At 70.0% G+C, this 13,672-nt stretch carries 13 protein-coding genes; 5 read left to right on the forward strand and 8 right to left on the reverse strand.

What is annotated here, in order from left to right; genetic code table 11:
- The first annotated feature begins 41 nt into the window (after positions 1 to 41).
- The 4 genes from ACWD3I_RS28420 to ACWD3I_RS28435 are packed head-to-tail and all read left to right on the forward strand — an operon-like array spanning position 42 to position 4,602.
- Complete coding sequence (locus tag ACWD3I_RS28420; RefSeq protein ID WP_365405499.1) at positions 42 to 1,112, forward strand: thiamine ABC transporter substrate-binding protein; 1,071 nt, start codon at positions 42 to 44, stop codon at positions 1,110 to 1,112.
- Between the two features lie 44 nt (positions 1,113 to 1,156).
- Positions 1,157 to 2,758, forward strand: coding sequence for an ABC transporter permease (locus ACWD3I_RS28425; RefSeq protein WP_365405574.1), 1,602 nt, complete (start codon positions 1,157 to 1,159; stop codon positions 2,756 to 2,758).
- Positions 2,758 to 3,780: an ABC transporter ATP-binding protein gene (locus ACWD3I_RS28430; protein ID WP_365405500.1), complete on the forward strand. Its 1,023-nt coding sequence runs from the start codon at positions 2,758 to 2,760 to the stop codon at positions 3,778 to 3,780. The genes ACWD3I_RS28425 and ACWD3I_RS28430 overlap by 1 nt, the downstream gene beginning before the upstream one ends.
- A 24-nt stretch (positions 3,781 to 3,804) precedes the next feature.
- On the forward strand, positions 3,805 to 4,602 hold the full coding sequence (locus ACWD3I_RS28435) for a maleylpyruvate isomerase family mycothiol-dependent enzyme (protein ID WP_365405503.1): 798 nt from the start codon (positions 3,805 to 3,807) through the stop codon (positions 4,600 to 4,602).
- A 70-nt stretch (positions 4,603 to 4,672) separates the two neighbouring features.
- On the opposite strand, the gene ACWD3I_RS28440 is transcribed toward ACWD3I_RS28435, so the two are convergent.
- From ACWD3I_RS28440 to ACWD3I_RS28470, 7 genes are all read right to left on the reverse strand, one after another.
- Positions 4,673 to 5,380 carry an LAETG motif-containing sortase-dependent surface protein gene (locus ACWD3I_RS28440; RefSeq protein ID WP_365405506.1) on the reverse strand — a complete coding sequence of 236 codons (708 nt, stop codon included), beginning with the start codon at positions 5,378 to 5,380 and terminating at the stop codon, positions 4,673 to 4,675.
- 147 nt (positions 5,381 to 5,527) lie between these two features.
- On the reverse strand, positions 5,528 to 6,649 hold the full coding sequence (locus ACWD3I_RS28445) for an LOG family protein (protein WP_365405509.1): 1,122 nt from the start codon (positions 6,647 to 6,649) through the stop codon (positions 5,528 to 5,530).
- 35 nt (positions 6,650 to 6,684) lie between these two features.
- Complete coding sequence (locus tag ACWD3I_RS28450; RefSeq protein ID WP_365405512.1) at positions 6,685 to 7,104, reverse strand: VOC family protein; 420 nt, start codon at positions 7,102 to 7,104, stop codon at positions 6,685 to 6,687.
- Positions 7,105 to 7,221: 117 nt separating this feature from the next.
- Positions 7,222 to 8,559 (reverse strand): hypothetical protein, encoded by a 1,338-nt coding sequence (locus ACWD3I_RS28455; RefSeq protein WP_365405515.1) that lies wholly within the window; start codon positions 8,557 to 8,559, stop codon positions 7,222 to 7,224.
- Entirely contained in the window at positions 8,541 to 9,281 is a 741-nt protein-coding gene (locus ACWD3I_RS28460) for an ABC transporter ATP-binding protein (RefSeq protein ID WP_365405518.1), read from the reverse strand. The genes ACWD3I_RS28455 and ACWD3I_RS28460 overlap by 19 nt, the downstream gene beginning before the upstream one ends.
- A 206-nt stretch (positions 9,282 to 9,487) precedes the next feature.
- A complete protein-coding gene (locus ACWD3I_RS28465) occupies positions 9,488 to 10,852 on the reverse strand; it encodes an aspartate aminotransferase family protein (protein ID WP_365405521.1) in 1,365 nt (454 codons plus the stop codon).
- 19 nt (positions 10,853 to 10,871) lie between these two features.
- On the reverse strand, positions 10,872 to 11,387 hold the full coding sequence (locus tag ACWD3I_RS28470) for an Lrp/AsnC family transcriptional regulator (RefSeq protein ID WP_365405523.1): 516 nt from the start codon (positions 11,385 to 11,387) through the stop codon (positions 10,872 to 10,874).
- A gap of 184 nt (positions 11,388 to 11,571) precedes the next feature.
- Between ACWD3I_RS28470 and ACWD3I_RS28475 the strand changes: the two genes are divergently transcribed.
- Positions 11,572 to 13,011, forward strand: a complete 1,440-nt coding sequence (locus ACWD3I_RS28475) for a gamma-aminobutyraldehyde dehydrogenase (protein ID WP_365405526.1) — start codon at positions 11,572 to 11,574, stop codon at positions 13,009 to 13,011.
- 122 nt (positions 13,012 to 13,133) lie between these two features.
- On the opposite strand, the gene ACWD3I_RS28480 is transcribed toward ACWD3I_RS28475, so the two are convergent.
- Positions 13,134 to 13,625 (reverse strand): hypothetical protein, encoded by a 492-nt coding sequence (locus ACWD3I_RS28480; protein WP_365405529.1) that lies wholly within the window; start codon positions 13,623 to 13,625, stop codon positions 13,134 to 13,136.
- Positions 13,626 to 13,672: the final 47 nt, after the last annotated feature.

Consider the following 13,672-nt stretch of genomic DNA (forward strand, 5'->3'; position numbering starts at 1 on the left):
GCAGGGCCGCGTCTCTTCCTGGTCAACCCAGGAGGAATCCAGTGAGCATCACCAAGAAGGCCACGGTCTTCGCCGTCGGGTTCGGTCTCGTCGCGCTCTCCGCGTGCGGGTCGTCCGACAGCGACAGCGGCGGCGACTCCAAGACCGTCACCCTCGTCAGCCACAACTCGTGGGCCGTCTCCAAGAGCGTGCTCGCCGCGTTCGAGAAGGAGTCCGGGTACAAGGTCAAGGTCCTCGAGGACGGTGACGCCGGGCAGGCCGTCAACAAGGCGATCCTGACCAAGGACAACCCGCAGGGCGACGTCTTCTTCGGCGTCGACAACACCCTGCTGTCGAGGGCGCTGGACAACGGGCTGTTCCAGTCGTACGAGGCGAAGGGTGCCGATGAGATCGGGGCCGGGTACCGGGTCGACGGGGACAAGGTCACGCCCATCGACACCGGCGACATCTGCGTCAACTACGACAAGGCCTACTTCAGCGAGCACGAGCTGGCCCCGCCGACGTCGTACGACGACCTGATCAAGCCCGCCTACAAGAACCTCCTCGTCACCGAGAACGCCTCCACCTCCTCGCCGGGGCTCGGGTTCCTGCTCGGCACCGCCGCCAAGTACGGCGACGACGGCTGGCAGGACTACTGGACGAAGCTCAAGGCCAACGGCGTGAAGGTCGTCGACGGCTGGGAGCAGGCCTACAACGAGGAGTTCTCGGGGTCCGCCGGCGGCAAGAAGGCCAAGGCCGACCGGCCGCTCGTCGTCTCGTACGCCTCCTCGCCGCCCGCCGAGGTGATCTACGCCGATCCGAAGCCGACGACCGCGCCGACCGGGGTCGCGGAGGGCACCTGCTTCCGGCAGATCGAGTTCGCGGGGCTGCTGAGCAACGCGCGGAACAGCGCGGGCGGCAAGGCGCTCATCGACTTCCTGATCAGCAAGAAGTTCCAGGAGGACATGCCGCTCAACATGTTCGTCTACCCGGTGGTCGAGGGGGCGGCCGTGCCCGCCGAGTTCACGAAGTACGGGCCCGCCGCCAAGGACCCCGAGACCCTCGACCCCGCCAAGATCGCCGACAACCGTGACCAGTGGGTCAAGTCGTGGACCTCGCTCGTACTGAAGTAGCCCCACGCGGGAGCCTCAAGGGGAACGTGACGCGGCTCGGGCTCATGGCCCTGCCCGTCGCGTTCTTCGGGGTCTTCTTCGCCTGGCCCGTCGCCGCGATCGTGGCGCGCGGGCTCAAGGCCGACGGCGCGTGGCGGTTCGGCCGGATCACGGACGTGCTCGCACAGTCCGACATCCGGCACGTCCTGTGGTTCACCACCTGGCAGGCCCTCGCCTCCACCGCGCTCACCCTGCTGATCGCGCTGCCGGGCGCCTATGTCTTCGCCCGCTTCGACTTCCCGGGCAAGCAGATCCTGCGGGCGGTCGTGACGGTGCCGTTCGTGCTGCCGACGGTCGTGGTGGGTACGGCGTTCCTGGCACTGGTCGGGCGTGGGGGACTGCTCGACGAGCTGTGGGGCGTACGGCTGGACACGACGGTGTGGGCGATCCTGCTCGCGCACGTCTTCTTCAACTACGCGGTCGTCGTACGGACGGTCGGCGGGCTCTGGGCACAGCTCGACCCGCGGCAGGAGGAGGCCGCGCGGATGCTGGGCGCCTCGCGCCTCGCAGCCTGGCGGAAGGTGACCCTGCCCGCGCTCGGGCCCGCCGTGGCGGCCGCCGCCCTCATGGTCTTCCTGTTCACCTTCACCTCCTTCGGCGTGGTGCAGATCCTCGGCGGACCGACCTTCTCCACCCTCGAGGTGGAGATCTACCGCCAGACCTCGGAGATCTTCGACCTCGCCACGGCCGCGGTCCTCACGATCATCCAGTTCGTGGCCGTCGGCTCGATCCTCGCCCTGCACGCCTGGACCGTACGGCGACGGGAGACCGCGCTGCGGCTGGTGGACGCGTCCGTGACGGCCCGGCGGCCGCGTGGGGCGGGGCAGTGGGCGCTGCTGGGCGGGGTGCTGGCCACCGTGCTCGTCCTGATCCTGCTGCCGCTCGCCGTGCTCGTGCAACGGTCGCTGGACGCCCCCGACTTCGGGTACTACCGAGCGCTGACGAAGTCCGACGGGGGAGTGTTCCTGGTGCCTCCGATCGAGGCGATCGGCAACTCTCTGGCGTACGCAGTCGCCGCCACGGCCATCGCGGTGGTGATCGGCGGTCTCGCCGCGGCCGCGCTGACCCGGCGGGACGCGGGGCGGTTCGTACGGGGCTTCGACGCGCTGCTGATGCTGCCGCTGGGCGTGTCCGCGGTGACGGTCGGGTTCGGGTTCCTGATCGCCCTCGACGAGCCGCCGCTGGATCTGCGGGCCTCGTGGATCCTGGTGCCGCTCGCGCAGGCGCTGGTCGGTGTGCCCTTCGTCGTACGGACCATGCTGCCCGTGCTGCGGGCCGTGGACCACCGGCTGCGGGAGGCCGCGGCCGTGCTCGGGGCGTCGCCCTGGCGGGTGTGGCGGGAGGTCGATCTGCCCCTGGTACGGCGGGCGTTGCTGATCGCGGCCGGGTTCGCGTTCGCCGTGTCGCTGGGGGAGTTCGGGGCGACCGTGTTCATCGCGCGGCCCGACAACCCGACGCTGCCGGTCGCGGTGGCGCGGTTGCTGGGGCGGGCCGGGGAGCTCAACTACGGGCAGGCGATGGCCCTTTCGACGATTCTGATGGTGGTGTGCGCGGTGGCGCTGCTGGTGCTGGAGCGGCTGAGGACCGATCGGACGGGTGAGTTCTGATGCTGCTGAGCATCGAGGGCGCGACGGTCCGCTTCGGCGGGCGGGCGGTGCTGGACGGGGTCGACCTGTCGGTCGCCGAGCACGAGATCGTGTGTGTGCTCGGGCCCAGCGGGAGCGGGAAGTCGACGCTGCTGCGGGCGGTGGCCGGGCTGCAACACCTGGACGAGGGACGGGTGTCGCTGGACGGACGCGATCAGGTGGAGGTGGCCGCGCACAGGCGCGGGGTCGGGCTGATGTTCCAGGATCATCAGCTGTTCCCGCAACGGGACGTGGGCGGGAACGTGGCGTTCGGGCTGCGGATGCGCGGGGCCTCCAAAGCCGAACAGGGCTCGCGGGTACGGGAGTTGCTCGACCTTGTCGGGCTTCCGGGCGCCGGTCGGCGGGCCGTCGCCTCGCTCTCCGGTGGGGAGCAGCAGCGGGTCGCGCTGGCCCGTGCCCTCGCGCCCCGGCCGCGGCTGCTGATGCTGGACGAGCCGCTCGGGCAGCTGGACCGCTCGCTGCGGGAGCGGCTCGTCGTCGAACTGCGTGAGCTGTTCGGACGGTTGGGAACCACCGTGCTCGCGGTCACCCACGACCAGGGCGAGGCGTTCGCGCTCGCCGACCGGGTCGTCGTGATGCGGGACGGGCGGATCGCCCAGTCCGGTACGCCCCTTGAGGTGTGGCAGCGGCCCGCGGACGAGTTCGTGGCGCGTTTCCTCGGCTTCGAGAACGTCGTGGAGGGCGTGGTCGGCGGAGAGGCCGCGGACACGCCCTGGGGCAAGCTGCCGGTCCCCGTGGACGCCGCGCAGGGCCCGCGGAGCCTGCTGGTGCGGCCCGCGGGCGTACGGCTGGTGGGCGCCGACGAGGGGCTGCCGTGCACGGTCGCCGCCCGCACGTTCAAGGGCACGCATGTCGCCGTACGACTGCGGCCGGAGGGGGACGCACCGCGCCTCGAGGCGGCGTGCGCCCTGCGGGAGGCACCGGAGGTCGGGGACCGGGTCGGCGTGGAGTTCGACTCGGCCGAAATCGTCGTGCTCGGCTGATCCAGGGCCCCATAGGGTGCGGGCATGACGCTGCTCGCCCATGACCGGTACTGCGACGAGATCGACCACCAGGTCGGCCTGCTGAGGTCCGTGGTGACCTCGGGTGCCGATCTGTCCGGCACCGTGCCGACCTGCCCCGACTGGTCGCTGGAGCGGCTGGTACGGCACACCGGCGGGGCTCTGCGCTGGGTGGAGCTGATGGTGCGCACCAGGGCCGAGGCCGAAGTCCCCGAGGAACAGGTGCCCTTGGGGGACGGGCCCCGGGCGGCGGGAGACGCGGCCGCGCTGGACGCGTGGCTCGCCGAGACCGGCGAGATGCTCGTCGGCACGCTCCGGGAGGCCGGGGCGGAGACGGAGGTGTGGGCCTGGGCCGGGATCCCCACCTCCGGCTTCTGGGCCCGCCGGATGGCCCACGAGCTCACGATCCACCGCGCGGACGCAACCCTCGCCGCAGGGCTGCCCTACGAGGTCGCGCCCGACATCGCCGCCGACGCGATCGACGAATGGCTGCAGATCGTGGAGTTCGCGCAGCGGACCATGCCGCACGACGAGGCCCGGGAGCTGAGGGGCGCCGGGCGCAGCATCCATCTGCACGCCACCGACGGCACGCCCGCGCTCGATGCCGAGTGGTTTGTCGAGCTCACCGACGACGTCATCGTCTGGCGGCGCGGGCACGAGAAGGCGACGGTCGCGCTCAGGGGCCCGCTGACCGCCGTACTGCTCGCCTTCTACCGCCGACTGCCGCTGGACAGTCCGGAGTTGGAGGTGCTCGGTGAGCGGGAGCTGCTGGAGTTCTGGCTGGAGCGCGCCACGTTCGGGTGACGGTCCCCGGACACGACTGTGGCCCGCCCCCTGACGGAGGACGGGCCACAGCGGTACTGCTCACGAGACGTCAGCGGGTGTTGCTCGCCCCACGACGACGCATGCCGAAGAAGACCGCGCCGCCACCGATGGCGACCAGGGCCGCCGCGATGCCGGCGATGACACCGGTGTTGGAGTTCGCACCGGTCTCGGCGAGGTTGGAGTCACCGGCCGCGGGGGTCGGCGCGTTGCTCGGCGAGGACGCCGGGGCGGTGCTCTCGCTCTCCGAGGCCGACGGGGTCGGGCTGGGGCTCTCCTCCTCGGCCGGCGGGGTGGCGGAGTCCGACGGGGACGGCGTGGCCGTCGGAGTCGGGGACTCCTCCTCCTTCTTGCAGGCTGTGGAGGGGGTCGTCAGGTTCGGCTTGATGTCCTCACCCTTGATGTAAGGCAGGGCTTCGACGTGGATGCGGTACTCCGCGTTGGGCGCCCAGTCCTCCTCGAAGGTGATGGTCGTGCCGGCCTTGGAGCCCTTCACCGTCTGCTCGCCGACCTTGCGGACGTCGGCGTTGTTGTCCACCAGGTACACGGAGACGGTGGCCTCGATGCCGGCCTTGTCCACGTCGGTGACGGTGATGATGCCGTTCTCGCCGTCGCACTTGGCTTCGGCGGAGAACTCGTTGATGTTGCATGCCAGCGCATTGCCGGCGGCGCCGAGCGCGAGCGCGGCCGAGGCGGAGGCGACACCGAGGATGCGCACGGAACGTGCGACGGTGCGGCGGGATATGGACAGAACTGCCACGTTTGTCCTTTACGGGATGCGCAAATGCGGGGGGTTGAGGGAGAAGTGATGTGACATCACGATCCCCAAGAGACTCACAGGTTTATAAGCGTGACGTAAGTAGTGTCAACGTGTAGACGCATCCTGGGCATTGCCTTTGCCGTCTTATTAACCACCAAGACGTTTCAACGCCTCCGGAGCCTCCTCGATTCGGTCAACCAGGGCGATTCGCGACTCCATCGACCGCTCCCGGGCAAGTGACCGCAACAACGGCCACGCGGGCAGCTTCTCGGTCCAGTGCGTCCGGCCGACGAGCACCATCGGCGTCGGCTCGCCGCGTGACTCGTAGTAGTTGGGCGTCGCGTTGTCGAAGATCTCCTGTACGGTGCCGGCGGCGCCCGGCAGGAACACCACACCGGCGGTGGAGCGGGCCAGCAGGCCGTCCTCGCGGGTGGCGTTGGCGAAGTACTTGGCGATGTGCGAGGCGAAGGGGTTCGGCGGCTCGTGGCCGTAGAACCAGGTCGGGATGCCGACGGAGGTGCCGCCCCGGGGCCAGCGGGTGCGCACCTCGAAGGCGGTCGCCGCCCAGTCGGTGATCGAGGGCGTGAACTTCGGTGCCTTGGCGAGGAGTCGCAGGGACTCGGTGAGCATCTCGTCGTCGAAGGGGGCGGCATAAGCGCCCAGGTTCGCCGCCTCCATCGCGCCCGGGCCGCCGCCGGTGGCGACCGTGAGGCCGGCGCGGGTCAGCTCGCGGCCGAGCCGTGCGGCACCGGCGTAGGCCTCCGTGCCGCGGCCCATCGCGTGGCCGCCCATCACGCCCACGACCCGTGTGTCCCTGAGGAGTTCGTCGAGAGCGTCCGAGACCGCGTCGTCGTGGATCGACCGCAGCATCGAGCCGAGTATGTCGCCGTCGGCCTTGGTCTGCTGGAACCAGGCGTACGCACGGGCGTCGAGCGTCTCCTCGTAGCCCTTGTCGAGGTCGGCGAAGAGCTCGTGCGGCGAGTAGAGGAGGCCGCGGTACGGGTCGAACGGCAGGTCCGGGACGGGCGGGAGGACCATCGCGCCGTCCGCGCGGACCTTGGCGGCCGCGTCCTCGCGCATCGGGCAGCCGAGGAAGACGGCGCCCTTCGTGTCCGTGGCGAGCAACTCCCGGGTGCGGTCCGTCAGATCGACGGCCTGGACGCGGAAGCCGGCGAGGGTGCCGCGGGCCGAGACCGTGGCGTCGAACTCGTCGAGGGTCTCGATCTCGCGGTCGTTGTGGTGGGCCGCATGGGCGGGCATCGTCTGCACCCGCCCATGCTAGGCACAGCTTCTGCGGCGGGCGTTCAGCCCTCGATCGCGGCCGGGTCCATCCACACGACCTCCCAGGTGTGGCCGTCGAGGTCGTCGAAGGCGCGGCCGTACATGAAGCCGGGGTCCTGGACCGTGTCCGACACGGTGCCGCCCGCGGCGCCCGCCTTCTCGACCAGCTCGTCGACCTTCTCGCGGCTCTCGGCGCTCAGACAGATCAGCACCTCGCTGGTGGTCGCGGCGTCCGCGATCTCCTTCTTGGTGAAGGTCGAGTAGAACGACTTGGTGAGGAGCATCGCGACGATGGTGTCGCTGATCACCACGGAGGCCGCGTTCTCGTCGCTGAACTGGGGGTTGATCGAGTAGCCGAGCTCCGTGAAGAACTTCTTCGAGGCGTCGAGGTCGTCGACCGGCAGGTTGATGAAGATCATCTGCTGGTACGCGGTGGAGGTCATGTCTGGTCTCTCCCATCGGGGTCGTGGTGTTCGGTGGGTAGACCGGGGCGCCGAGCGGAACTCATCGGCGGTGGTCATTTTTTCCGTACGAGTTCTTCGGCGCGGTCGATGCGGGGGTCAGCGGGCCAGCGGCAGCGCCGCGAGCTCGGCGACGAGGAGGGTGAGAGGGCCGAAGAGGGCCAGGATCGCGCCCGCACGCAGGGCGGCCGCGCTGCGGAGCATGGTCGCGGGGGCGCCCAGGCGCAGGAGGGCGGCGGTGGTGTCCGCGCGGGCGTGTTTCGCCTCCACGGCCGCGGTGAGCAGGGTCGCCACCGTGCAGCCGGTCACCAGGAGGGCGCCCAGGGTGGTGAGAGGGCCGAACATGTCGGTGCCGGGGTGACGGAGCTCGGCCATGGCGTACGTGGCGGAGACGACCGCGCAGACCACGCCGAGGGGGCGGCCGATGCGGGTCGCTTCCTCCATGAGGACCCGGCCGGCGAGGAGGCGCAGGGCGCCCGGGTGGACCGCTTGCAGGAGACGGCCGCACAGGTGGGTGAGGCCGGGGCCGGCGAGGGCGAGGCCGGCCGCGGTGAGGAGCCAGCCGAGGAGGACGGGGGTGGGGCCGCCGGGGATGGTGAGGGGGGTTGTCGAGGCCTCCGCCGCGTAGGCCCCCACGGCCAGGCCCGCGGCCAGGACCGCGATGCCCCAGGGGAGGTCCTTCGGGGCTTCTCGGGGTGGTCGGGGGACGTTGTGGAGGGCCGGATCGTGGGGCTGGTTCTCCGGGGCGGGGGTCTCTGCGGGGGCGGGGTCGTCCGTCGGTGCCGGTTGCGGGTCGGCTGCGCCCCTGCGCCGAAGCTGTGAGCCGAACCTTCCGTACGCGCCGAACGTTTCCCTCGTCCCCGTCCGGCCGTACGCCCCGAAGCGGCCGTACGACCGTGCGGCCCGCCGGGTCGTGGCCGTGCGGGTGTCCTTCGGGCGGTGCAGCAGGGCCACCGCGACCGACGCGAGCACCGGGACCAGGCCCAGCAGGGTCAGGGCCGCGGGCAGGGGCAGGGAGGCGTCCGCTGCCAGGAACTCCGCTGCCGCGCCGTCGAAGGGCATCCCCGTGAGGTCGCCCCGTAGGTGGAGGAAGAAGAGCAGGGCCAGCATCGAGCCCAGCGTGCAGGAGAGGGCCGTGGTCGCGGCCGAGACCGCCATCAGACGGGCGGGGCCCAGGCCGATCGCCGCGAGGCCGGGGCGGGGGCGGGTGCCGGGGTCCGTGCGGGCCACCGCCACCGCGAAGTAGACCGTCGCCGCCAGTGGCGTCAGGCACCATGCCAGGCGGAGCAGCGAACCCGTCGGGTCGTCCGGGTGGCTGATCGCGTAGCCGAGGGTGCACAGCAGGAGGAATCCGGTGCCCGCCGCCGCCACGGCCACCAGCAGGCGACGCAGCTGTACGGCCGGCTTGGCCCCGCGGGTCAGACGGAGAGCGAGCACGCGGCCCGGCCTTCCGACTCGGTGACCGGGGGGAGATGGATCGTGTTCACCCGGCGGCCGTCCAGGAGCGAGACCGTGCGGTCGGCCAGGGCCGCCGTCTCCGCGTCGTGGGTCGCCAGGACCACGGTGATGCCGTGCGAGCGGGCTGCCGTGGTCAGGGTGCGCAGCACGTGGGCCCGGTCCGCGCGGTGCAGCGGGGCCGTCGGTTCGTCCGCGAACAACACCGTCGGTGCCGGGGCCAAAGCCCTCGCGATGCAGACCCGTTGGCGTTCCGCCTGGTGCAGTTCGTGCGGGCGCTTGCGGGTCTTGTCGCCGATGTCGAGGCGCTCCAGCCACTCCAGGGCGGCGGTCTTGGCGCGACGGCGGCTGGTGCCGCGGAGCATCAGCGGGAGCGCGGCGTTCTCCCAGACGTTCAGCTCGGGGACGAGGACCGGGGCCGGGTCGATCCAGCCGAAGCGGTCGCGGCGCAGGCGTTCACGCGTCATCGGGCCCATCGTGTGGACCGGCACGCTGTTGAACCAGACCTCGCCGCGCTGGGCCGGGATCAGTCCGGACAGACAGTGCAGCAGGGTCGACTTGCCACTGCCTCGCGGGCCGCTGACGGCGAGGATCTCGCCCTCCTGGACACCGAGCGAGACGCCGCCGAGGCCGGGGGAGCCGTCCTTGTAGGTGAAGTGCAGGGCGCGCGCCCAGAGAACGTCGTTGTCGGGCGGGGCCTGCATACGCGTACACCTCGTTCTGATCCGTTTTCCCTGCAAGTGATCCCCCGTGCGGGGGAACGAAGACAGGGCCGATCGGTCACTGGGCACGCTAGGGAGTCCGCCATGCGAGGCCGGACAGCACGCGGCCCCGGGCGCCCGTTTCTCACTCGAACGGGCGGCACCGGGGCCGTTGTTGATCATCCAGACGGAAGATCGGAGCGCGAAGGTCAGAGCTTGGTCCACGCCTCCGTCAGCGTCGCGCGCAGGATCTGCTCGATCTCGTCGAACGTCTCCTGGTTGGAGATCAGCGGCGGAGCGAGCTGGACGACCGGGTCGCCGCGGTCGTCGGCACGGCAGTACAGGCCGTTGTCGTACAGCGCCTTGGAGAGGAAGCCGTACAGGACGCGCTCGGTCTCCTCGTCGGTGAAGGACTCCTTGGTGACCTTGTCCTTCACGAGCTCGATGCCGTAGAAGAAGCCGTTGCCGCGGACGTCGCCGACGATCGGCAGGTCGTGGAGCTTCTCCAGGGTGGCGCGGAACGCGCCCTCGTTGTCGAGGACGTGCTGGTTGAGGCCCTCGCGCTCGAACAGGTCGAGGTTGGCGAGGCCGACCGCCGCGGAGACCGGGTGGCCGCCGAAGGTGTAGCCGTGCAGGAAGGTGTTGTCGCCCTTGTAGAACGGCTCGGCCAGCCTGTCGCTGATGATGCAGGCGCCGATCGGGGAGTAGCCCGAGGTCATGCCCTTGGCGCAGGTGATCATGTCCGGGACGTAGTCGAACTTGTCGCAGGCGAACATCGTGCCGAGGCGGCCGAAGGCGCAGATGACCTCGTCGGAGACGAGGAGTACGTCGTACTGGTCGCAGATCTCGCGGACCCGCTGGAAGTAGCCGGGCGGGGGCGGGAAGCAGCCGCCCGCGTTCTGCACCGGCTCCAGGAAGACCGCGGCGACAGTGTCCGGGCCCTCGAAGAGGATCTGCTGCTCGATCTGGTCGGCGGCCCAGCGGCCGAAGGCCTCCGGGTCGTCGCCGAACAGCGGGGCGCGGTAGATGTTCGTGTTCGGGACCTTGTGCGCGCCCGGGACGAGCGGCTCGAAGGGGGCCTTGAGGGCCGGCAGGCCGGTGATGGACAGGGCACCCTGCGGGGTGCCGTGGTAGGCGACCGCGCGGGAGATGACCTTGTACTTGGTGGGCTTGCCGGTGAGCTTGAAGTACTGCTTGGCGAGCTTCCAGGCGGTCTCGACCGCCTCGCCGCCACCGGTGGTGAAGAAGACCTTGTTGAGGTCGCCGGGCGCGTGGTGCGCGAGGCGCTCCGCGAGCTCCACGGCCTTCGGGTGGGCGTAGGACCACACCGGGAAGAACGCCAGCTCCTGCGCCTGCTTGAAGGCGGCCTCGGCGAGCTCCACGCGCCCGTGGCCGGCCTGGACCACGAACAGGCCCGCGAGACCGTCGAGGTAGCGCTTGCCCTTGTCGTCGTAGATATAGGTGCCCTCGCCCCGGACGATGGTGGGGACCGGGGAGTTCTCGTACGAGGACATGCGGGTGAAGTGCATCCACAGGTGGTCGTACGCGGTCTGGCTGAGGTCCTTGGAGCTCACGGTTATCGGGTCCTCACGGTTATCGGGTTCCCCACATGTAGGTCTGCTTCTTGAGCTTCAGATAAACGAAGCTCTCGGTGGAGCGCACGCCGGGGATGGCGCGGATGCGTCGGTTGATGACCTCCAGGAGGTGGTCGTCGTCCTCGCAGACGATCTCCACCATCAGGTCGAAGGAGCCCGCGGTCATCACCACGTACTCGCACTCGGCCATGGAGGTCAGCGCGTCGGCCACGGACTCGACATCGCCCTCGACATGGATCCCGACCATCGCCTGGCGCCGGAACCCCACGGTGAGGGGGTCCGTGACGGCGACGATCTGCATCACGCCCTGGTCGAGCAGCTTCTGGACGCGCTGGCGCACGGCGGCCTCGGAGAGGCCGACGGCCTTGCCGATGGCGGCGTACGGCCGGCGGCCGTCCTCCTGGAGCTGTTCGATGATGGCGAGGGAGACGGCATCCAGATGAGGAGTGCCGTTCCTGGACTCGCGGGAGTCCCTGTGCTCTGCGCTTCGACTGGCCACGACCTCACTCTGCACGACGTCTCGATGGTTTCGCAAGGCCACAGCAATGAAATTCGTTGTTTACGGGAGTGAGTACTGCGGATTTCGCAGCCACAGTGCGATCAGGGGTGTTGAAAACGTGGGTGAGGCGATTAGGGTGGGTGTCTCAACCAATGGACAGTTCGACCCGACACATTCGACCCGATACAGGAGGCCGGCAGTGAGCACCGAGCTGCGTCGTCTGCGCAACTACATCGATGGTGAGTTCCGGGACGCCGCTGACGGACGGACCACCGAGGTGGTCAACCCCGCGACGGGCGAGGCGTACGCGACCGCGCCGCTGTCCGGGACGGCGGACGTCGACGCCGCGATGGGCGCGGCGGCCGCCGCCTTCCCCGGCTGGCGCGACACCACCCCCGCCGAGCGCCAGAAGGCCCTTCTGAAGATCGCGGACGCGTTCGAGGAGCGCGCCGAGGAACTCATCGCGGCCGAGGTCGAGAACACCGGCAAGCCGACCGGGCTCACGCGGTCCGAGGAGATTCCGCCGATGGTGGACCAGATCCGGTTCTTCGCCGGTGCGGCCCGCATGCTCGAGGGCCGTTCGGCCGGTGAGTACATGGAGGGGATGACCTCGATCATCCGCCGTGAGCCGGTCGGCGTCTGCGCACAGGTCGCGCCGTGGAACTACCCGATGATGATGGCCGTGTGGAAGTTCGCGCCGGCGATCGCGGCGGGCAACACGGTCGTGCTGAAGCCGTCGGACACCACCCCGGCCTCGACGGTTCTCATCGCCGAGATCATGGGGTCGATCCTGCCCAAGGGTGTCTTCAACGTCGTCACGGGCGACCGTGACACCGGGCGGCTCATGGTCGAGCACCCGACGCCGGCCATGGCCTCCATCACCGGGTCCGTGCGTGCGGGCATGTCCGTCGCCGAGTCCGCGTCCAAGGACCTCAAGCGGGTTCACCTGGAGCTGGGCGGCAAGGCGCCGGTCGTGGTCTTCGACGACACCGACATCGCCAAGGCCGTCGAGGACATCTCCGTCGCGGGCTTCTTCAACGCCGGGCAGGACTGTACGGCCGCGACGCGCGTGCTCGTACAGGAGGGCATCCACGACGAGTTCGTGCAGGCGCTCGCGAAGGCCGCCGCGGACACGAAGACCGGGCAGCCGGATGACGAGGACGTGCTGTTCGGTCCGCTCAACAACCCGAACCAGTTGAAGCAGGTCTCCGGGTTCATCGAGCGGCTGCCGGCCCATGCGAAGGTCGAGGCCGGTGGGCACCGGGTCGGGGAGAAGGGGTACTTCTACGCGGCGACCGTCGTGTCCGGGCTCAAGCAGGACGACGAGATCGTGCAGAACGAGGTCTTCGGGCCCGTCATCACCGTCCAGTCCTTCACGGACGAGGACCAGGCGGTCGAGTGGGCCAACGGGGTCGAGTACGCGCTGGCTTCCTCGGTGTGGACCAAGGACCACGGGCGTGCGATGCGGATGTCCAAGAAGCTGGACTTCGGGTGTGTGTGGATCAACACGCATATTCCGTTGGTGGCGGAGATGCCTCATGGGGGCTTCAAGAAGTCCGGGTACGGCAAGGACCTGTCGGCGTACGGGTTCGACGACTACACGCGGATCAAGCACGTGATGACGTCCCTGGACGCGTAGTACTTCGTCTGCGGGTGCGTGGGGGCTGGTCGCGCGGTTCCCCGCGCCCCTTAGGGCGTTGCAGTGGCCCCGGGTGGGAATGAACTCCCCTCCGGGGCCACCGCGTTTCCCCTCCGTGGTGGTCAGGCTTTCTCCATGTGCTTGCGGAGCCCTGGGAGTTCGTCTCCGCCCGGGTGGCCCGGCAGGTCCGGTGGGCGGATCGTGTCCGGGGTCTTCGGGAGGGTGAGGCCCGCCTCCTTCAGGATCGGGGCGCACTTCTCGGTCGCCTTGCGGTAGGCCTTGCCGAGCAGGATCGGTTCGTCGCCCTTCTCGACCTTCATCCGTACCTGCAGACGGATGCCCCCGTCCTCGCCCTTCTCCGCGTGGAAGTCGGGGAAGACCGTCTGGCCCTCGCCGCGCATGCACGCGGCGAACTCGTCGTTGGCCTCGTTGAGGTCGTCCGGGGCGTTCTCGGTGGGCTCGTAGCCGATCGCGAGGCCCGGTCGTGCGCGGGGCGGGTCGTCGGTGGATTCGGAGGCGGTGGCCGCCGACGCGCTGACCGTGCCGAGGGTGAGAGCCGTGATCGCGGCCAGGGCGAGGGCGAGCCGCCGTGGTCGGGGCGACAGAGCGGGCATGTGTTCCTCCAGTCGGTGCCGGGACTTGCTCACGGCCCTCAGCCAAC

It is taken from the genome of Streptomyces sp. NPDC002817 (assembly GCF_053592055.1).